The 23663-nt window shown below is 46.7% G+C and carries 7 protein-coding genes; 6 read left to right on the top strand and 1 reads right to left on the bottom strand.

Annotation, left to right across the window (positions count from 1 at the left end; translation table 11 throughout):
- A partial coding sequence (locus tag FHS57_RS30395; protein ID WP_183980375.1) for an Ig-like domain-containing protein occupies window positions 1-2502 on the top strand: 2502 nt, incomplete at its 5' end.
- A gap of 104 nt (window positions 2503-2606) precedes the next feature.
- Here FHS57_RS30395 and FHS57_RS30390 read toward each other — a convergent pair.
- Window positions 2607-3188, bottom strand: a complete 582-nt coding sequence (locus FHS57_RS30390) for a helix-turn-helix transcriptional regulator (protein WP_183980374.1) — start codon at window positions 3186-3188, stop codon at window positions 2607-2609.
- Window positions 3189-3401: 213 nt separating this feature from the next.
- On the opposite strand from FHS57_RS30390, the gene FHS57_RS30385 reads away from it, so the two are divergent.
- The 5 genes from FHS57_RS30385 (at window position 3402) to trpF (ending at window position 23599) form a co-directional block, all read left to right on the top strand.
- Complete coding sequence (locus FHS57_RS30385) at window positions 3402-4082, top strand: LytR/AlgR family response regulator transcription factor (RefSeq protein ID WP_183980373.1); 681 nt, start codon at window positions 3402-3404, stop codon at window positions 4080-4082.
- A 40-nt stretch (window positions 4083-4122) separates the two neighbouring features.
- Entirely contained in the window at window positions 4123-6027 is a 1905-nt protein-coding gene (locus FHS57_RS30380) for a sensor histidine kinase (RefSeq protein ID WP_183980372.1), read from the top strand.
- A 270-nt stretch (window positions 6028-6297) separates the two neighbouring features.
- Window positions 6298-14040 (top strand): SdrD B-like domain-containing protein, encoded by a 7743-nt coding sequence (locus FHS57_RS30375; RefSeq protein ID WP_183980371.1) that lies wholly within the window; start codon window positions 6298-6300, stop codon window positions 14038-14040.
- Window positions 14041-14503: 463 nt separating this feature from the next.
- On the top strand, window positions 14504-22885 hold the full coding sequence (locus FHS57_RS30370) for an SdrD B-like domain-containing protein (protein WP_221225774.1): 8382 nt from the start codon (window positions 14504-14506) through the stop codon (window positions 22883-22885).
- Between the two features lie 96 nt (window positions 22886-22981).
- A complete protein-coding gene (gene trpF / locus FHS57_RS30365) occupies window positions 22982-23599 on the top strand; it encodes a phosphoribosylanthranilate isomerase (RefSeq protein WP_183980369.1) in 618 nt (205 codons plus the stop codon).
- The last annotated feature ends 64 nt before the right edge of the window (window positions 23600-23663 follow it).

Here is a 23663-nt window from a genome sequence, read left to right as displayed (position 1 = left end):
GCAGGTACGTATAAGTTTGTCTATTCGGTGACAAGTGGTGGCCAAACGTGTACGGACACGGCGCAAGTGATTGTACTTGCCAAGCCAGTGATTGCCGACGGTTCTGCGACTATCTGTGCAGGTGAGTCAGTGGATTTAACGTCGAAGATTACCAATTACAATACGTATTTGAGTCCAGTGTGGACGGTAGGCACGGCGGGTGGCACAGCAGTAGCAACGCCAACTTCAGTGAAGCCAACGGGCACAACGACTTACGTATTGGTAGCACAAAACGCCGCTGGTTGTAAAGACACGGCGAATGTGGTGGTAACGGTGAATCCCAAGCCCAATGCAGGCAAAGACACGACGTTGGCTTGCGTGAATGCAGCAAACAATACCTTGGCGACAAGTTATACCTTAGTTCCAAGTCCTGCAGGTGGCACATGGTCACAATTGGGCACGACCCCAACGACGGCGACGATTACGGGTAACAACGTGACAGGCATGAGTGTAGCAGGCACGTACCAGTTTATTTACACGACAACGGCAGGCTGCAAAGATACGGTTGCCGTGACAGTCGCGCCATGTGCAGGTTGTGTAAAACCAAATGCAGGTGCTGATGCGGCAAATGTGTGCCAACCGACGAGTACGGCGAAGTTGACGGCGGTAACGACAGGAGGCACGTGGGCACCAATAGTTAGCCCCGCCAACCCAAGCGCGGCGACGATAGACGCGAGTGGTAATATCAGCGGATTGAATGCAGCGGGTACTTATAAGTTTGTCTATTCAATTACCTCGGGTGGTCAAACATGTACAGATACAGCGCAAGTGATTGTACTTGCCAAGCCAGTGATTGCCGATGGCAGTGCGACGATTTGTGCAGGCGAGTCAGTGGATTTGATAACGAAGATTACCAATTACAATACGTATTTGAGTCCATTGTGGATGGTAGGTACAGCGAATGGTACGGGAGTAGCAACGCCAAGTTCAGTAAAACCAACGGGCACAACGACCTATGTTTTGGTCGCCCAAAACGCGGCAGGTTGTAAAGACACGGCGAATGTGGTGGTGACAGTGAATGCCAAACCAAGCGCAGGCAAAGACACGACGTTGGTATGTTCAAATGGCAATGTTCCATCAAGTGTACAACTATCAGCGGCGCCAACGGGAGGAACGTGGTCCGCGTTGACGGGTAACCCAACGGGCGCGACGGTGAACAGTTCAGGATTGGTAAGTATCACCAACGCCACTGCCCAAGGCAAGTCATTTGATTTTGTGTATTTGGTGAATGGTTGTCAAGATACGGTGAAAGTGATTGTACCTACTTGCGCAGCCCCATGTGTAGAATCAAGCGTAACTTTGACGGGCGCTCCAGTATGTTCGGCGGATGTACAAACGTATAGTATTACGTTTAGTGTAACCAACAAATTGGGCATTGTGAAAGTGAATAAAGGCACGTTAACGGGAAATAATCCTTACACGGTGACAGGTATCCCGTCGGGCGCGAGTGTGATCATTACGGACAGCTTGAGTGCTATTTGTAAGTCAGATACGACGATCGTTGGGCCTAACTGTAACTGTAATCCACCAGTACCAGTATTGTTAGCTCCAAGTTTGACGGCTTGTATCGGCGATACGTTCCCAACGTTGAAAGCGACGGTGGTAGGTTTGGCAACGGTAGAATGGTTTAGCCAACAAACGGGTGGTGCGGTGTTGTTCACAGGTTTAAATTACAAACCAAGCGGCACAGTAACGGCGAATACGGTTTTCTACGCCCAAGCGCGCAGTACTGACCCGACCTGTCCAACGGCGGTGAGTACGAGCCGCGTCCCAGCGACGATTAATGCGCAAAGCTGTATCGATACAATTGACTTGGCATTGAAGAAGTCGATTAATACAAAAGTAGCGCGGGTGGGTGATGTGCTGACGTACACCATCAAAGTATGGAACGAATGGACCAAGAACGCGACGGGCGTAGAAGTAACCGACAGCATCGCGACGACGGTACAGTTTGTGAGTGGCAGTTTTGTGGTAAGTCGTGGTACTGCGAGTATAAGTGGCAACGTGATTAAGTGGAACATTGGTAACATTGAGGCGGGAGGCGACACGGTGACGTTGCGTTACCAAGTGAAAGCGACGCAGGCGGGTATCCATTTGAACACGGCCGAAATCAGCAAGACCAACGAGAAAGATAAAGACAGCACACCAGGCAATGGCAAAGGTGGTGAAGATGACATTGACCAAGAATGCTTCACAGTACCGTTTGAGTTGTGCGCGGGTCAGAAATTAGAAGTAGGTGTTCCTGCCAACTTGACGAACGTACAATGGTTCAAAAACGGTGGTACGGCGGCAGTGGCAACGGGGAATGTGGTGTTGTTCTCAGAAGTAGGAACCTACACCTTCACGGCGACGAATCAGACGTGTCCAGCCAACGGCTGTTGTCCAGTCATCATCGAAGCGGGGACAAATTGTTGCCCTGTGGAGGTGTGTATTCCTTACACGGTGAAGAAAGTGAAGAAGTAAAAGAGAAGACTATTCTCTTTCTTAATGAGTCCCTCAGTAGGTTGCCTGCTGGGGGATTTTTTCTAAAAACTAAAAATGGTGTGTATAGAAATATTTAAAGGAAATTAATTGATGTGTTCAAGCTGATATTTTTTAGGAGTCATGCCAAAATGCTTTTGAAACATCTTATTGAATTTGATGGCTGAATTGTTGCTGTAACCTACCATTTTGGCTACTTCATTGCATTTTAGACCTCTACGTAGCAGCTCGCTGGCATATTCCATGCGTTTTTCGAGGTAAAGCTGGTAAAATCCTTTGCCGTAGTTTCGTTTAAAATGAATACGAAAAAGACTTGGAGCCATCTTTAGCTTTTCGGATATTTCTATTTCAGAAGGGATAGCCCCTAAGTGCTTCTGTAGGATATAAAACTCGTAAGCCCATTTTATCTTTTCAAGACTGCTCATCTTAGCAAAAACGGGGGTAGAGCTTATTTCGTTTGTGTTGGTTAAAGAAGCGGGTGGTGTTTTGGGAATAGAAATAACAGGTATCAGCGAAGTATGTGGTTGGTACGCAAATTCAAATGAAATCTGTTCTGAAAGCAAAAAGGAAAGAAGCATCGCTGTATCTTTTTGCTCAATTTGAAGACGTACAGTTAAGGTTTGCTTTTTAGAAACATCACTTGGGGATGAGATAAGGTTGCTATTCATGATTTTTAATGGTTTTTTATTCAAATAACAAGCAACGTTAGTGCAAAAAAGATATAATCAATAGACACTTGGTGATGAAATACACCATATGTATATGAATAAAAGAGAAATAAAGTTTGTCACCCTCAATTGCATTTTATCACCCCGTACTAAAGGGGTACTTCTAAAATTTTCATACCAAAAGTATATATTTGAACAAAATGCAATCCCTGAATGACTATCCTACTTATTGAAGATGATCCCTTTTGGCAAATAAAGATTTTGCTGATGTTAGAAGAAGCAAATATATTGGAGGTAACCAGTACAGGGTCACTCAAAGAAGCGCAAGATTTTTTGAGTGAAATCCAACCAGATCTGGTTTTAGCTGATGTAATGTTGCCTGATGGATTGAGTTATGATTTGTTCAAAGGCTTGAAACGAGAGTATCCTGTTATATTCTTAACGGGTTATCCACAGGATGAATTTCTTAAAAATGCGTTATCGTTGCCAAATACTTCTTTCTTAGTAAAACCATTTCATCCTTTTACATTATTGGGCATGGTTCATGCCATGGTGCCAGAAAACGCGCCTGATGATGCCCCTAAAGGGATAAGTTTGCCTGGGAGATTTCGGCAAAAAATATTTTTAGCTTTCGATAGCTTACTTTACATTGAAGCCGACGGAAATTATGTACACATATATACGGCAGAGCGTAATTATATTTTTAAGCGAACATTACGGGCTATCTTATTCGATTTGGATAAAAGATTTGTGCAGGTACATAGGGCATTTGTCGTCAATAAAAACTATGTAAAACGCCTCGATTTGTCAGCACAGCAAATTATTGTTCAAGGGAAGTCAATACCCGTTGGTCGTTCTTTTCGGCAGGATGTTATTGAAATGTTTGAGCAATAGTTGATATTTGTTCTTTACATTGTAACATCTTGAGATGTCTATGAAAAAACTACTGTTTTTGATATGTATTATTCTCTGTTCTAGCGTTGAAGAGATACAAGCTTTTACGTTTTCTGACGTACATCCTATTGTTAAAGTAGATAGTCTAAATAAGTGGCTAGAGAATCATAAAGAATCTTCTACAGAACGTCTCAAAAACTTAATTATACTTGAACAAAGTTACACTTGGTCAAATATCAATAAACTACTTTCGCACACGGAAGAAATCAATAAATTGTCAAATCAATTTGATGATGAAGTAGGTCGTGGGGCCTATTTTTACATTAGAGCCTTCTATTTTAATCGCCATAAACAATATCAAAAAGCATTTAGTGAATTAGAAAATGCCATTACTATTTTTGAAAAATTGAAGGATAGTGGAGGGCTACTTCATTGCTATGGTTTGGCCCTGACTTTGCAATATACACCCTTTGGCGAAAATAAAACCCAAGCCAAGATTTTTAAAAAAAAATACACTGAGTATATCGAGCTGCATTATAAAAGACAGCCAACTACCCATAACTATTTATACTACCAAGCCGTCAAACTACTGGTAGAATATGGCGAAAACGGGGCAAAGTCAGCAGAAAAGCTCGAAAAAATGTCAAACCAAGCGATTGATTTCATTAAAAAACAGCCAGAATTGTCGTATGGGTATTTTCGAGTGTACATTTTTTTGGCAATAGGGTACTATTTTCAAAATCGAATCCTGGACTCCTACCAACTTAATAAAAAAGCGGAGCGTATTCTGGCCCCTAATCAGACCCACGAAAGAGGAGTGATATACTATAATTTGTCAAACGATTGTATGGAACTCAATAAAATAGACGAAGGGATAGAATACTGCCGAAAAGGACTAAGTATTGTGGATAAATACGAGCCCCTTCATTATGTATCGAAGAGTGCTTTATATGGAAATTTACGGACTTTTATGATTCGTAAAAATAGGTTTGAAGAGGTGATAAGTATTGACGACAGCGTATTGAAATATGAGCGCCTGAGTAATCAACAAAGCAACGACATAAAAATGCTGGAGCTACAAGCTAAGTATGAGTTTGATGCGAGGCAAAAAGAAATAACCACATTGAAGGAAACCGAACGACGTAGTTTTATTCTCCTATTGGTCGCAGGGTTAGTTATAATAGGCGTAGGAATTTTGGGGTATAATTTTTATAAAGTAAATAAAGAACTTAAAATCTACACCAGTTCACGCGAGCAGCTGTTTGGGATGATTGCCCATGATTTAAGAAGGCCCATGCACGCTTTTCACGGTATGACGGAAGCGATTGGTTATTGCCTTAAAAAGAAAGATTATAAGTCGATTGAACGATTAGCACATTCATTGGATGAGTCAGGATTGGCTATTCAACGAATATTAGAAAATTTGTTAAGTTGGGTAATATCTCAGAATCAACTGCTGCCGTATAATCCTACCGAAGTACTGCTATCAGAATTGCTGATGAATGTCGTGGAGCTATACCAAAAAGTGGGGGTTAATAAAAGTGTTCTCTTTGAGGTAACGTGCCAAGAAGGAACGAAGGTTTATGCCGACCCTAACGCCATCGAATTAATTGTTCGGAACCTATTGGACAATTCATACAAAGCGATGATGCCCGAAGGTAAAATTGAACTTCATGCCCATCAGATAGACACAAAATATGTTGAGCTGGTCATAAGCGACAACGGTAAAGGAATTGATGCCGATAAATTGGCGGTAATTCGTAAGGTATTTTCTAATCCTCAAAAGGCATTTGTGGGAACGCAGGGAATGGGTTTAGGGCTGATTATGGTAGCTAGGTTCGTAAAAAGAAACCGAGGCAGTATCAGTGTCGTTAGCACCCCTAGCGTGGGCACAACTTTCAACTTGCAATTTCCTGCCAGGTTGGCTACTACTTCAAAAGGATAAATTCTTCTATTTTCTCAATTCCTTTGGCAAGTTTGTTGCTAAAAGGGGCTTCTTCTTTTGTTTCAACGGTCGGGTTTGGAACGACGTGTTGTCTATCACCCTGTTGTGCATTTCACCACCCTGTAAATGATCAATGGGGTAGATTAGTATGAAAATTGACGGAATGAGAGTTGTGTCAGACGATGCGTTGGTATGTTTTGTCATTAATTACATAACAAAATATACCACTTAGTTCGCCACTCATTCAAACATTTACTTACCTACTTCGCAATGAAAAAATTATTACGTTCAAACAGGAATAACCTGCTACACGATGCTTCACTGCACCGAGGTGATACCTTTACCGAAAAGTTGCGTATTGCTTTTTTGGCAGTAGCGCTTTGCCTAATTAGTATAGCTTGGAGTGAGGCTCAAACCATCAGTAATTGTCCTACGCTTGCTGCAACGGAGATTGCAGGTAGTGTTTGGAAAGATTACAACTACAACGGAGCCAAGGATGAAACACTTGTTGGTGTACAGGGCGTTACGGTCAAAGCGTATGACTGTAATGGTATTTTGGTAGGCACAGTTACCACCGATGGTAGTGGTAATTACAAATTTACGGGAATGGTGGCTGGGCAAAAATACCGAATTGAGTTTACCTTGCCTGCCATTGTCAGTTCTTCTTATAACTTAACAAAAGCAGGTGCAGGGGGCCGAACCACTGTACAATTTGTACAAGCAGGACAATGTGCTAGTCTAGGAATTGCTAGGCCAGAAGATTATTGCGAAGTCAACCCGCTTTTGGCTACTACTTGTTTTGCCAATGGAGATCCACTCGTAAGTGGTACGGCAGGCCCTGATGGAGCTGTGGTTACTTTTGACAACAACAGTATCGGCAATGGTACAGCTACTGGAACCGACCCTGCCACCAAAGTAGCGACGGCCAGCCAAGTAGGCTCTTCTTTTGGTATTGCCTGGGATAGAAAAAATAAAAAGATGTTGGTCAGTGCCTTTGCCAAGCGGCATGTAGGATTTGGTCCATTGGGTGAAGGCGGTATTTATCAGGTAGAGTATTCATCAGGTGCCCCCGTTGTAAGCAATTGGCTGGATGTCAAAACACTGGGAATTCCTGTTGATAATGTAGGAACTGGTACAACCATCGCAGACCGCAATATAAGCCGTGGTTTGATGGGTGATAAGTTAACTAAATCACTTGATGCTGCGGGTTATAGCGCTGTGGGTAAGACGAGTATTGGCAACATTGAATTTAATAAAAATGCGGATACCCTGTTTTTTGTGAATTTGACTAACCGAACCGTCTATGCAATCAATGTAGCCACAAAGACCTTGGCAGGTACGTATCCGCCGCCTACAGTCGCTGGTTGTGCAGGTACATTCAGAATTTTTGCCCTCAAATACCACGAGGGAAAACTATTCATGGGGGGTGTTTGTGATGGGACAACACCATCAAATATGAACTCAAAAGTGTATCGCTTAGATGGTACCACCTGGACGGAAATATTCAGCATGACGATGGATTACCCAAAAGGATATGCTTTTTGGGGTAGTTGTATCAACAACACTGGCTGGTATCCTTGGACAGATACTCCCCCTGCTGCTTGCGACATTCAAGGGGCAGAACGTGGGTTTGTTTATCCGACGCCCATCTTTTCAGATATTGAGTTTGACGTGGATGGTTCTATGATTTTGGCTTTTATGGATCGAACGGCGCACCAAATTGGCTGGCGAAATGCTAGTCCAACAAACATCAATGATACGTGGTCTTCCTTTGTGGGTGGTGATATTTTGCGTATATATAATAACAATGGCACGTATGTACTAGAAAACAATGGGACTGCTGGGCCAAACACGTCAGGAGGGGCCAATAAAGGACAAGGTCCAGGTGGTGGTGAATTTTACTTTCACGATTTCTTGTTCGAGCCCCATGCTGAAACGTCGATGGGGGGCTTGGCATTTCGCAAAGGTAGTGGCGAAATTGCCCTGACGGCCATGGATCCTTTCGAGACTCGTTACGATAGCGGGGGAATAAACTGGTTCAGTAACTCAACGGGTGCTTCATCGCGAAATCAGGGTTACTACGTCTATGCAGGCCCCGAATCATTCGGCAAATCGGCTGGGTTGGGTGATGTAGAGTATCTCTGTGGATTGGCACCGATTGAAATCGGTAATCGAGTATGGATTGATCTTGACAAAGATGGGATTCAAGACCCATGCGAAGGCTCACTTCCAAATATGAACGTTTCACTATATAAAGGCAATGTACTGATAGCCGCAACGAAGACCAATGCACAAGGTGAATATTATTTCTCCTCCAAATCAGCACTTGCTGTAGGAACATGGAGCGGAACAGGGGCTGATACGGCTTTGCTTACCAATACGGCTTATAAATTGGTATTTGCTGAAGGTCAAAGTACGGCTGGATTGGTAACGCTTTCAGGATTAGGCCAATTTTCAATTTCACCCAAAGATGTTACTACCAACAATGGCAACGACCAAAACGATTCGGACGTTGCCTTACAAGGTGGTTCAATAGGTATCAACCTGACGACAGGTAGTGAAGGGGCATCAAACCATAGCTTCGATGCTGGGTTTATTCCATTGTCAAGTCCCATTACGTGCGGTATGCTAATCGACTCATTGACGGCTGTACAAAACTCTTTAACCAACGGTCGTGTGTCGAGCGTGCAATCCTCGAGTATATTGCTGGGCGGTGAGCGTGATATGAATTTTGTGTCCAATATCCCAACGAGTAGCACCACAACGCTCTTTGAGGTGGGGCCTTACTTTGCAGGCGGCAACGTAATTGAGATAACAAATCAGGCGGCCTCATCAAGCATTTTGACAGTCCAGTGGGATGGCCTCGATGGCGACGCTGTCAACCTAAACCCGACGGGCCTGGGTGGATTAAACTTTGCGGCACTCGGCATCAATCGTTTGAAAGCACAATTAAATGCTGATTTCCCTCCAAATACCAACGACTCGTTGCAGATACGGTTGGAATTATATACCAATGCGGGGGCGGCATCGCGTATTACCAAGAATTTTAAGTTTACTTCTTCGACGTTCAATGCCATAGAGTTTAAATTCAGTGACTTTGTGCCTTTTGTAGGCAGCGGTGTGGACTTGTCCAATATTGGAGCCGTGGCCATGTTTATAGATATGTCCCCCAATACGGTGAGCACGCGCACAGGCTGGGACGTGTTGCTGAAAGATTTGACACTAGAATGTTGCACCAAACCAGTGGCGTCGGCCACACCTAGAACACAGACAATCTGCGTCGGCGGTACAGCGTCAGCTTTCACGGCTACGCCAAGTACGGGAGTAGAATACAAGTGGTATGGCCCTTTGACAAGTACTTCGGGCAGTTTGGGAACTGCCATCAGCGGTGCGACTGGCGCTAGCTATACCCCCACGGGAGCAGCTCTCACTACCGCAGGGACAAAATACTACGCCGTTGTGGTCAAGATACTGGGAGAACCGCTCTGTTCTGATACGGTTTTTGTGATGCTGAAGGCAGAAGAACTGATTATTCCTTCGGTCACGGCTCAATGCCACGCCAATGGTACGCCCGAAAACGGCAGCGATGATTACATGGTCTTTACGCTGAAAGCAATAGATAATCCATCTGATATTCATACCTTTACGGTAACGGCGACGCAGGCGGGCAGTCCGCTGGCAATCACGTTGAGTAACGGCAATCCTGCCACTGGAGTGAATTGCGGCCTGGACACGCCACTGCGAACGGCCTCGGGCAGTGCTGGAAAAGGGAATATCACGCTGACGGTAACGGATAACGTAACAGGCTGCTCAAAAACGATCACCATTACGGATCCTGGCACCTGTGCGGTAGCCTGCGTGGAAGCTACTCCTACCACTGTGAGTTATGAATACCGAAGTCAAACCGAAGTAACAGAATTATCCAATCTACCCTTGATCATTCCCCGCTTTGATGAGCAGGGAGGCACTCGCGTGCTTACATCGGTAAAACTGGATTATATCATGGGAGCAAAGACGGCCTCAATTTACGAAAACACCGCCGTGACATCGAAGGAATTCACTTCGACGACATCGGTACGCGCCCGATTGAATCTGAACGGGAGCCAAATTGTCAATTCGACGATTCAGAAAGATGTTCCCACTACGACATTGCCGGTAGGAGTATTGGTACCTGCACAGGGTACCTGGCCGGGCGATTCTACCCTTTCTCAGGCGGGCAAATCAACCTTGGTGAAGATGGGTTCTTGGGTATCTGATTATTTAAGTTTTTTCAAAGACCCACGTACTGATTCGCGCTGGGTAACCAACGCAACGGGCGATGCGACCGACGATGATGACATGTATTATTCGGGAGTATTGTCGGACTCAACGCTAGGCAGCTTTACCTATAATACGGCAACATCAATGGCACCCTTTATCGGGTCAGGTAATGTACCTTTAGCCGCCAATACCCTGACGGGCGTTACCGTGCTGGGCGGTGGCGGGAATATACAGAGTATTCAGAGAACCCGGGCGTATGCAGGGGTAAAAGTAACCTACACGTTTGAGTGTGTGACATTGTGCACCAAACCAGTGGCGTCGGCCACACCTAGAACACAGACGATTTGTGTAGGCGGCATAGCGTCAGCTTTTACGGCTACGCTAACTACAGGCGTGGAATACAAATGGTATGGGCCAATGGCAGACACAACGAGCAGTTTGGGCACAGCCGTGAGCGGCGCGACGAGCGCGACGTTTACGCCGAGTGGCGCAGCTTTAACCACTGCTGGAACGAAATATTATGCGGTAGTGGTGAATACGACGGGCGATGTGACGTGTGCTGATACGGCTTATGTACGTTTAGTGGTGAATGCCAAGCCTGTAATTGCCGATGGTTCTGCAACGATTTGTGCAGGTGAGTCAGTAGATTTGACAACGAAGGTTACAAACTACAACAGTTACCAAGGCCAAGTCTGGACGGTAGGCACGGCAGGTGGCACAGTAGTAGCAACGCCAAGTTCTGTAAAACCAACGGGCACAACGATCTATGTTTTGGTTGCTCAAAACGCAGCAGGCTGTAAAGACACGGCGAATGTTGTTGTGACGGTGAATGCTAAACCAAATGCGGGTAAAGACACGACGTTGGCTTGCGTGAATGCAGCAAACAATACCTTGGCGACGAGCTACACCCTAGTGCCAAGTCCATCGGGAGGCACATGGACGCAATTGGGCACGACCCCAACGACGGCGACGATTACGGGTAACAACGTGACAGGTATGAGTGTAGCAGGCACGTACCAGTTTATCTACACGACAACGGCAGGCTGCAAGGACACGGTCGCGGTAACGGTAGCACCATGCGCAGGTTGTGTAAAACCGAATGCAGGTGCTGATGCGGCAAATGTTTGTCAACCTACGAGTACGGCGAAACTGACAGCGGTGACGGCGGGGGGCACATGGGCACCAATTGGCAGTCCCGCCAACCCAAGCGCCGCGACGATAGACGCCAGTGGTAACATCAGTGGTTTGAATGCAGCAGGCACTTATAAGTTTGTGTATTCGATCACCTCAGGTGGTCAAACATGTACAGATACAGCACAACTGATTGTACTTGCCAAGCCAGTGATTGCCGATGGCAGTGCTACAATTTGTGCAGGCGAGTCGGTTGATTTGACGTCGAAGATTACAAACTACAATACATATTTGAGTCCAGTGTGGACGATAGGTACAGCGGGTGGCACAGCAGTAACGACGCCAAGTTCGGTAAAGCCAACGGGCACAACGACCTATGTTTTGGTTGCTCAAAACGCGGCTGGTTGTAAAGACACGGCGAATGTTGTTGTGACGGTTAATCCAAAGCCAAGTGCGGGTAAAGACACAACCTTAGCCTGTGTGAATGCTGCGACAAATACCTTAGCGACGAGCTACACTTTAGTACCAAGTCCAACAGGCGGCAGTTGGTCACAACTAGGCACAACGCCAACGACGGCGACGATTTCTGGTAACAACGTGACAGGCATGACTATAGCAGGCACGTATCAGTTTATTTATACGACAACGGCAGGTTGCAAAGATACGGTTGCCGTGACAGTCGCGCCCTGCGCAGGTTGTGTGAAACCAAATGCAGGTGCCGATGCGGCTTCGGTATGCCAACCAACGAGTACGGCGAAACTGACGGCAGTGACGGCGGGGGGCACATGGGCACCAATCGGCAGCCCAGCGAACCCAAGCGCAGCGACGATAGATGCGAGTGGTAACATCAGTGGATTGAACGCAGCGGGTACTTATAAGTTTGTCTATTCAATTACCTCAGGCGGGCAAACGTGTACGGACACGGCGCAAGTGATTGTACTTGCCAAGCCAGTGATTGCCGACGGCAGCGCGACGATTTGTGCAGGTGAGTCAGTTGATTTGACAACGAAGATTACCAATTACAATACGTACTTGAGTCCAGTTTGGACGGTAGGCACAGCAAATGGCACGGCAGTAGCAACGCCAACTTCAGTGAAGCCAACGGGCACAACGACTTACGTTTTGGTAGCTCAAAACGCAGCTGGCTGTAAAGACACGGCGAATGTTGTTGTGACAGTGAATGCCAAACCAAGCGCAGGTAAAGACACGATGTTGGTTTGTTCAAATGGCAATGTTCCATCAAGCGTCCAACTATCAGCGACGCCAACGGGAGGGACGTGGTCGGCTTTGACGGGCAATCCAACGGGCGCGACGGTGAACAGTTCAGGTTTGGTAAGTATCACCAACGCCACCGCTCAAGGCAAGTCGTTTGATTTTGTTTACTCGGTAAATGGTTGTCAGGATACGGTGAAAGTGATTGTTCCAGTTTGTCAACAGCCTTGTATCAAATCGTCGATTAGTTCAGCGGCGCCTGTATGTTCAAACGATGCCCAAACCTACAGTTTCACCTTCACGGTGGCCAACAAGTTAGGGACGATTAAGGTGAATAAAGGCACGTTGAGCGGAAATAATCCATACACAGTATCGGGCATTCCATCGGGTCAGAATGTAATTATTACTGATAGTCTGAGCGCGATTTGTAAGTCAGACACGATTATCGCGGGCGTGAATTGTAACTGTAATCCAGCGTTGCCAAAATTAATAACATCAAGTTTTACAGTGTGTATCGGTGATACGTTCCCAACCTTGAAAGCGACGGTGGTGGGACTAGCAACGGTAGAATGGTTTAGCCAGCAAACGGGCGGAACGGTATTATCAACAGGCTTAAATTACAAACCAAGTGGCACAGTGACGGCGAACACGGTTTTCTATGCGCAAGCACGCAGTACCGACCCAACGTGCCCAACGGCGGTGAGTACAAGCCGCGTCCCAGCGACGATCAATGCCCAAAGTTGTATTGATACAATTGATTTGGCGTTGAAGAAGTCGATTAATACAAAAATCGCACGCGTTGGTGATGTGTTGACGTACACGATAAAAGTGTGGAACGAATGGACCAAGAACGCGACGGGTGTAGAAGTAACCGACAGCATCGCGACGACGGTACAGTTTGTGAGCGGCAGTTTTGTGGCGAGCCGTGGTAGTGCGAGTATCAGTGGCAACGTGATTAAGTGGACGATAGGCAACATCGCCGCAAATGGCGATACGGTGACGTTGCGTTACCAAGTGAAGGCGACGCAGGCGGGTATTCACTTGAACACGGCGGAAATCAGCAAGACCAACGAGAAAGACAAAGACAGCACGCCAGGCAATGGCAAAGGCGGCGAAGATGACATCGACCAACAATGCTTCACAGTACCGTTTGAGTTGTGCGAGGGTCAGAAATTAGAAGTAGGTGTTCCTGCCAACTTGACGAACGTACAGTGGTTCAAAAACGGAGGTACGACGGCAGTGGCAACGGGGAATGTGGTGTTGTTCTCAGAAGTGGGAGTCTATACCTTCACGGCGACGAACCAGACGTGCCCAGCCAATGGCTGTTGTCCAGTCATTATCGAAGCGGGTGCAAATTGTTGTCCTGTGGAGGTGTGTATTCCTTACACGGTGAAGAAAGTGAAGAAGTAAACACTGAAGTAGATTGTTACAGAAAAAGGCTGCCTTTCGGGGCGGCCTTTTTCTGTTGTGGGTGAAAGGTAGGTGGTTCTTTACTTAAAAATCAATTAGTGCTGTTTAATGGGATAGTAGGATATATACCAAATTTTATTGTTGGATTTGTTGATTCTAAAGTTTTCTTATTCCTATTCGCATTTGGTTCAATTGTTGTGTGGTCGATTTTTGGGAAAAATTGATAAAAAACTGTTACGATGGTATCTATTTTTTGACCGAATATACTTTCTGTGGTAGGTTGTAATTTTTAAAATACCCAATGGTATGAAATTTGAAGTTGTAGGATGCAATGTTTTACAAAATAGGTGCAAAAAAATGAATGTAATGTACCTGCAAGTAAGTATCTTAAAAAATATTCCTACAAATGAAAAGAAAATATCCCTCTTTGTTCATTCAAAGGATTGAGAAAATTTGGGTTTTTATGCTTGTTTGTGTTGTGTTCTTGAGCAGCCAAACGTTCGCACAAACCCTCTCAATTGAAGCCTCCTCCAACAAATCGGACATCCTGACAGGAGAAACGTTTACCTACACGCTCAAATATAGTTGCGCGGCGGGTACAGGCGATTGCCCCAACGTAACTATGACGGCGACCATTCCTTCGTCGATTTCATTTCCCAACCAAGTAGTAGGCTTAACAACGGATATCGACAGCTACACTTTTTCGGCAGATCGACGAACGGCAACCTTTACCTTTAAAAATCCGCTGAAAGCTGGGAATACAGGTATCATCGAATTGTTGGGTCAAGGTGATTTTGGAAAGGTAGATGGTACGACGGGTACGATGACGGCGAGTATTGTTTCGGGCTCGGGAACCCCCGCTACCGCAACCGTCAACACAACTTTGCATTCGAGCAATAAGTTTTGCCCAGCGAAAGCCAATGGACGAGGCTTGGCAATTGATAATTCTACTTTTTACGATATTTACCTCCAATTTCCAGGTAATTATGGCTCAACTGGAATTGGGACAACCAGTGTCAGTTCAGTGGTGATGGTTGATAACCTGCCAGCCAATGCTGTTATCAATGGCGTCACAGCCACGGCGCTTGACGGTTGGCCAACGCCTTCGGTTCCTTCGGGTACTTGCGTTGTTGATAATACACCCGGAGCACCAAAAGTAACTTGTACTTTTCCTGCTTCGACCTTCCAAATTGGGAGTGCATACGCCCCAAGGGTGCTTGTTAAAATAGATGTTACGTATCCAAGTGGAAGTTTTAGCGCGGGGGATAACGTTACAAATAATGTCACAGTGGCTTACACACCCGATGGCGGTTCGCCCATTACGGCTACCAACGGCAGTACCATTACCTACCAAGGAGGTGCTACCTACGCCACCCAGACTACTGAAAGTTGTACTCCTACGCTTACAGTAACGGATAAGCTGGTGGCACCAGAGGCCAAGTTGGCAATAGCAAAAGGTACTTCTTCTACAAAAATCCGACCTGGCGATGTTGTATTGTTCGAGTTTTCGGCAAGCAATACGGGTAATGTACCATTAAATAACGTAGTGCTTGAAGATATTTTGCCCGCAGATTTGAGAGGTACGGCGGTTAATCAGGTTTCTAAGGTGAATATGGCAGGGACTGAAACCATTACGTATTGGGTGAAAACAAACGTCCAAACCACGTATTTTCAAGTCTTAATGACGGACTACACTTATGTGCCTCCTTCGGGTGAGTACATAACGCATTTTAAAACGGAGATTAGTTCTTTACCTGCTGGAGCACTGGTGCAATATGGGGGAATCAGAGTAACCCTGGCGCCAGGTAGTACTGCCACATCGGTGACCAACTGTTTGACAGCCGTAAGTTCGACACCAGGAGTAACAATTACCCCTGCGTCAGCTTGTCAAACTATTCCTGTGGCTCCTTTGGATAATTACAGCTCGCTGTTGGTGCATAAATGGCTGACAAGTGAGCCATTAAGCCAGTACGCCCTTTTCTACGGTACTCCTCAGAATATAGGTACAACGGTGTGGTCAATGATTCAAGCCGTGAATATGTCGGGAGGGCAACCCCTCCAAAACCCGGTAGTAATGGATTTACTTCCAGTAGGGTTGAGTTACGATGGTGCGATTCAGTACGTCCCAACGAGTTGTAATTTTCCTCCTGCCAACAACACAGAAATTATTCCCAATTATAATGGTACGGGTAGAACTTTGGTACGCTTATCTTGGAACATCCCCATGCCTTCGGGGTGCGATGTATGGTTTAGCATAAAAACAAAAATTAATACCCTTGGTACGGGTGGAAATCTTTCGTCAAATGAAGCAGCTTGGGCACCCAAAGACGCCTATAGCCAACCCGTGGGGATTAAAAACCCTGCCTTTTTTACGGGAAGTAGTAAGGCGAAGTGTTTTCAAGAAAGCATCTATGAAACCATGGATCGTTACGAAACCGTCGATAAATTTGACTTAGATGGGGACGGTTCTAAAGCAGACACTATCTGTTTTAGAACGGGTTATATTGGCCTTACTTCGGTAGCTCAGTTGGAGTCGGTAAAGTGGGTAAAAGGCCAGTGCGATACGGTTTACAGCAAACATCCAGATTTTGGACAAACCATGCCTGGCGGGATTGCCAATTATAAATTGATTGTTCGTAACAATGGAAACGTGCCTGCGTCGAGCATTGAAGTGCTTGATATGTTACCTTACATTGGTGATATTGGGGTAAAAGACCTGACCGCTCGTTTGACCCAATGGCGGCCAAACTTGGTTACGCCGTTGATTACGCCAACGGGGGTAACGGTATATTATACGACCGTTCAGAATCCGTGTCGGACGGATTACGTTGCGAGTGGACCTTCAGGATGTAACCCGCCCAACTGGACGACTGTTTTGCCCGCCGACCCAACCACGGTTCAGGGATTAAAATTTGATTTTGGAACAAAAATCTTAAACCCTGGCGACGAAGTTGAGCTTACGTGGGACATGCGCGCACCAGTAAATGCGCCTACCAACGGCGAAATTGCGTGGAACTCGTTTGCTTTCAAAGCAAAACGGAACGACAACAATGACCCGTTCTTGCCTGCTGAACCAAACAAAGTAGGGATTAAATTAAAGCCATTGGTACCAGGAGTATATGGAAACCGTGTGTGGATTGATGCCAACAAAAACGGTAGTCAGGATACGGGCGAGGTAGGCGTAGATGGGGTACGAGTGGAATTGCACCAAGATAACGGCGACGGAATCGCTGACCCGAAAAATGACCCACTTATTAGCTATACCGCAACAGGAAATGGTGGTTTGTATTTGTTCCCTAACTTGGCTCCAGGCAATTATTTTGCGGTATTTTTCGTGCCAGCAGGGTACAGCACGACCACTCCCAATGTCGTAACGCCAGGAGATAGCCTTGATTCGGACGGCGTACCGACGCTTTGCAATGGTCAACGCGTGACGGTGGTTGACATTACAACTATTGATGCTGCGGAAGTCGATTTACGTTGGGATCAAGGTATCTATTTGGACAAAGCAGCCTTAGGAAATTATGTTTGGTTTGACCAAAATTTGAACAACGTACAAGACGAATCAACGACTAACGGTGTAAACGGTGTAATCGTTTGTTTGTACAAAGACAACGGTGACGGAATCGCCCAACCCGATGCGGCCGACGGGGCACCTGTAGCCAGAGATACCACTTCCAATGACATTTATGGTCGTCCTGGGTATTATTTGTTTGAAAACCTTGACCCTGGAAAGTACTTCGTGAAATTTAAGTTGGCAACGGGGCAAACATTTACAACCAATACAGGAACAGTCAATGGCACAAGCGATGAGACGGATTCTGACCCCACTTCAACAGGTGTAACCGAAGTAACGGAACTAACGGCGGGAGAAGTGGACTTGACTTGGGACGCGGGAATTATCATTCCAACGGGGCCGTACAATTTGGGTAACTTAGTTTGGAATGATGCCAATAACAATGGAAAAGTGGACGGAACCGAAACAGGTATTAATGGCGTAACCGTTATCTTGTTTGAAGACCGAAACAATAACAACAAACCTGACCCCGATGAATACGTAACAACAACCATTACGGCTACCGTGGGCGGATTGCCAGGTATTTATACGTTTACCAATTTGCCAGCGGGTAATTACATCGTTCAAGTACCCGATGGTAACTTTAATGGGCCGTTGAAAGACTTCGCAAGCAGTACAGGAAATGACCCTGCGCCAGACCCTGACGATGACGTCGAAAACGATGACAACGGTACTGCGGTTGTAGGTTGCGGAATTATTAGTAAACCTATTACGCTTGGGAGTAATGCCGAGCCGTTGGACAATGGAAAAACCAATTATAGCGTTGATTTTGGGTTCTATAAATGCACTAAACCAAATTATACCGTAACCGTCACTCAACCTACATGTGCGGGAGGAAAAGGCAGTATTGTGTTGGGGACAGGTACCATTGGAGATAAAGTCACTTACACGACGGGGGATGCTTCAACCTTGGCGACTTATGCAAATGCAACCTTGATTAGCAGCTTGACAGGAGGAGTAATCGTTGGAAATATCAACAATCCACCAATGGATGTGACGTATTTGGTAAGAATTTATAACGGTGAAGATGGTTGTTTTAAGGACTTTACGTTTACCATTAAACCATTAAGCTGTTGCACAAAACCAGTGGCAGTAGCTATGCCGAAAACACAGACGATATGTGCAGGCGGTACGGTATCAGCTTACACCGCAACGCCAAGCACGGGCGTGCAATACAAATGGTATGGCCCATTGGCAGATACGACGAGCAGTTTGGGCACAGCCGTGAGCGGTGCCACGAGTTCGACCTTTACGCCGAGTGGCGCAGCGTTGACGACGGCTGGTACGAAATATTACGCGGTAGTGGTAAACACGACAGGTGATTTGACGTGTGCCGATACAGCTTATGTACAATTAGTAGTGAATGCCAAGCCCGTAATTGCTGACGGTTTTGCCACAATTTGTGCAGGCGAGTCGGTTGATTTGACAACGAAGATTACCAATTACAATACGTATTTGAGTCCAGTGTGGACAGTGGGTACGGCGGGTGGTACAGCAGTAGCAATGCCAACTTCAGTGAAGCCAACTGGCACAACGACCTACGTATTGGTTGCTCAAAATGCAGCAGGCTGTAAAGACACGGCGAATGTAGTAGTAACGGTGAATCCAAAACCAAATGCGGGTAAAGACACTACGTTGGCTTGTGTGAATGCAGCAAACAATACCTTGGCGACGAGCTACACCCTAGTTCCAAGTCCAGCGGGAGGCAGTTGGTCACAATTGGGCACAACGCCAGCGACAGCCACAATATCTGGCAACAACGTGACAGGTATGAGTTTAGCAGGCATGTACCAGTTCATTTACACAACAACGGCAGGCTGCAAAGACACGGTCGCAATAACAGTCGCGCCATGTGCAGGTTGTGTGAAACCGAATGCAGGTGCTGATGCGGCAAATGTTTGTCAACCGACGAGTACGGCGAAGTTGACGGCAGTGACGACAGGCGGCACATGGGCACCAATAGTTAGCCCCGCTAACCCAAGCGCCGCGACGATAGACGCCAATGGCAACATCAGTGGTTTGAACGCAGCAGGTACGTACAAGTTTGTGTATTCCATCACCTCAGGTGGGCAAACGTGTACAGATACAGCGCAAGTGATTGTACTTGCCAAGCCAGTGATTGCTGACGGTTCTGCCACGATTTGTGCAGGCGAGTCAGTGGATTTGACAACGAAGATTACCAATTACAATACGTATTTGAGTCCAGTGTGGACGGTAGGTACAGCGAATGGTACGGCAGTAGCAACGCCAACTTCAGTGAAACCAACGGGCACAACAACTTACGTTTTGGTCGCCCAAAACGCCGCAGGCTGTAAAGACACGGCCAATGTAGTGGTGACGGTAAATCCAAAACCAAATGCGGGGAAAGACACGACCTTAGCCTGTGTGAATGCCGCAACAAATACCTTAGCGACGAGCTATACTTTAGTGCCAAGCCCAACAGGTGGCAGCTGGTCACAATTGGGAACGACTCCAACAACGGCGACGATTACGGGTAACAACGTGACAGGTATGAGTGTAGCAGGCACGTACCAATTTATTTACACGACAACGGCAGGTTGCAAAGATACGGTCGCAGTAACGGTAGCTCCCTGCGCAGGTTGTGTGAAGCCGAATGCAGGTGCCGATGCGGCCTCAGTATGTCAACCAACGAGTACGGCGAAATTGACGGCGGTAACGACAGGAGGCACATGGGCACCAATTGGCAGTCCCGCCAACCCAAGTGCAGCGACGATAGACGCCAATGGCAACATCAGTGGTTTGAACGCAGCGGGTACGTATAAGTTTGTGTATTCTGTGACAAGTGGTGGTCAAACGTGTACGGACACCGCGCAAGTAGTAGTGTTGGCTAAGCCAGTGATTGCCGACGGCAGCGCGACGATTTGTGCGGGTGAGTCGGTTGATTTAACGTCGAAGATTACCAATTACAATACGTATTTGAGTCCAGTGTGGACAGTTGGTACAGCGGGCGGCACAGCAGTAGCAACGCCAAGTTCAGTGAAGCCAACGGGCACAACGACCTACGTATTAGTTGCTCAAAATGCAGCAGGCTGTAAAGACACGGCGAATGTGGTAGTAACGGTGAATCCAAAACCAAATGCAGGCAAAGACACGACGTTGGCTTGCGTGAATGCGGCAAACAATACCTTGGCGACGAGCTACACCTTAGTTCCAAGTCCAGCGGGAGGCAGTTGGTCTCAATTAGGAACAACTCCTATAGCAGCCACAATTTCTGGTAACAACGTAACAGGCATGAGTGTAGCAGGCACGTACCAGTTCATTTACACAACAACGGCAGGTTGCAAAGATACGGTTGCCGTGACAGTAGCGCCATGTGCAGGTTGTGTAAAACCGAATGCAGGTGCTGATGCGGCCTCGGTATGCCAACCGACAAGTACGGCTAAATTGACGGCAGTGACGACAGGCGGCACGTGGGCACCAATCGGCAGTCCCGCCAACCCAAGCGCGGCGACGATAGATGCGAGTGGCAACATCAGTGGCTTAAATGCAGCGGGCACTTATAAGTTTATCTATTCAATTACCTCAGGCGGGCAAACGTGTACGGATACAGCGCAAGTGATTGTACTTGCCATGCCAGTGATTGCTGACGGTTCTGCGACAATTTGTGCAGGCGAGTCAGTGGATTTGACTACAAAAATTACAAACTACAACAGTTACCAAGGCCAAGTTTGGACGGTAGGCACGGCGGGTGGCACAGCAGTAGCAACGCCAACTTCAGTGAAGCCAACGGGCACAACGACTTACGTATTGATTGCTCAAAACGCAGCTGGTTGCAAAGACACGGCGAATGTGGTAGTAACGGTTAACCCAAAACCAAATGCGGGTAAAGACACGACGTTGGTGTGCTCAAATGGCAATGTTCCATCAAGCGTTCAACTATCAGCGACGCCAACGGGAGGAACGTGGTCAGCTTTGACGGGTAACCCGACGGGTGCGACGGTGAACAGTGCTGGTTTGGTAAGTATCACTAACGCCACCGCTCAAGGCAAGTCGTTTGACTTTGTATATACTTTGAATGGTTGTCAGGATACGGTGAAAGTGATTGTGCCGACTTGCCCCGCTCCTTGTATCAAATCGTCGATTAGTTCAGCGGCGCCTGTATGTTCCAACGACGCGCAAACGTACAGCTTCACCTTCACGGTGGCGAATAAATTGGGTATTGTGAAAGTGAATAAAGGCACGTTGAGTGGAAATAATCCATACACGGTTTCAGGTATTCCATCGGGCCAGAATGTGATTATTACCGACAGTCTGAGCGCGATTTGTAAGTCAGATACGACAATAGTTGGCGTGAACTGTAACTGTAACCCAGCTTTGCCGCAGTTGTTGACGCCAAGTTTGACGGCTTGTATTGGTGATACGTTCCCAACGTTGAAAGCGGCGGTGGTGGGACTGGCGACAGTAGAGTGGTTTAGTCAACAAACGGGCGGCACAGTATTAGCGACAGGCTTGAGTTTCAAACCAAGCGGCACGGTATCTGCGAATACGGTTTTCTATGCGCAAGCACGGAGTACCGACCCGACCTGTCCAACGGCAGTGAGCACAAGCCGCGTCCCAGCGACGATTAATGCGCAGACTTGTATTGATACGATTGACTTGGCGTTGAAAAAGTTGATTGACAAGAAGATAGCACGGGTTGGTGATGTGTTGACCTATACCATCAAAGTGTGGAACGAGTGGACTAAAAACGCGACGGGCGTAGAAGTAACCGACAGCATCGCGACGACAGTGCAGTTTGTGAGCGGCAGCTTTGTGGCAAGCCGTGGTAGTGCGACTATTAGCGGGAATGTGATTAAGTGGACGATAGGCAACATCGCCGCAAATGGCGACACGGTAACGTTACGCTACCAAGTGAAAGCCACGCAGGCGGGCATCCATTTGAACACGGCCGAAATCAGCAAGACCAACGAGAAGGACAAGGACAGCACACCCGGCAATGGCAAAGGTGGTGAAGATGACATTGACCAACAATGCTTCACAGTACCGTTTGGCTTGTGTGCAGGTCAGAAGTTAGAAGTAGGTGTTCCTGCCAACTTGACGAACGTCCAATGGTTCAAAAACGGAGGTACGGCGGCAGTGGCAACGGGGAATGTGGTGTTGTTCTCAGAAGTGGGAGTCTATACCTTCACGGCGACGAACCAGACGTGTCCAGCCAACGGCTGTTGTCCAGTCATCATCGAAGCGGGGACAAATTGCTGTCCTGTGGACTTGTGCATTCCTTACACGGTGAAAAAAGTGAGGAAGTAAAAGCAGTGGATTTTTAGTAAAAGACCCCGCCGAAGCAATTTGGTGGGGTCTTTTGGCTTATTTGGTGTATATTCGCCCGTTATTTTGAAAGAAAATATGCTAAAGACAATTGTTAAAATAAGTGATGTAACCAACCTCTCCGATGCTCGTTATTGTGCAGGAATGGGGGTGGAAATGTTGGGTTTTTCGGTGGATGAAACCTCGGGGAGTTTTGTTGACCTTAAAAAGTTTCAGGAAATACGCTCGTGGATTGCGGGGGTGCAAATTGTGGCTGAAACCACTTCGACCGATGCCGAAGTTATTGTAGAAAAGATAACAAGCTACCAACCCGATGCCGTTCAGGTTAGCGAAGCAAGCGTGTTGCCGTGGCTTAAAGCCGAGACCATCAAACCCATTATTTTACGGGTAGAAGCCGACCAAGACGTGGATACGGTGGTCGAAATCATGGAAAATAATTTGCAGTATGCGTCTTACTTCTTGCTAGAGTCTGCCTCCGAAAGTGCGTTGGACGGCGATTGGCCTGAGTTTTTGGGGACGATTGCGAGCCGTTTCCCCATTTTAATTGGGTTTGGAATTACACCCGAAAATGCTTCTTCCTTGTCCGAAACGACGGCGATAACGGGCGTAGCTTTGCGAGGAAGCGAAGAAATTCGTCCAGGTTTTAAAGACTTTGGAGAATTGATGGACGTGCTGGAGGCATTGGAAGACGAATAACCTTAGGTTGTCCGTTTTTTACACCCATTTGTTACAAGGGCCATTCTAGTTTTGTGTCAACAAA

The organism is Runella defluvii, from assembly GCF_014195535.1.
Taxonomy (GTDB): Bacteria; Bacteroidota; Bacteroidia; order Cytophagales; family Spirosomataceae; genus Runella; species Runella defluvii.
This window is presented reverse-complemented; position numbering and strand designations above follow the sequence as displayed.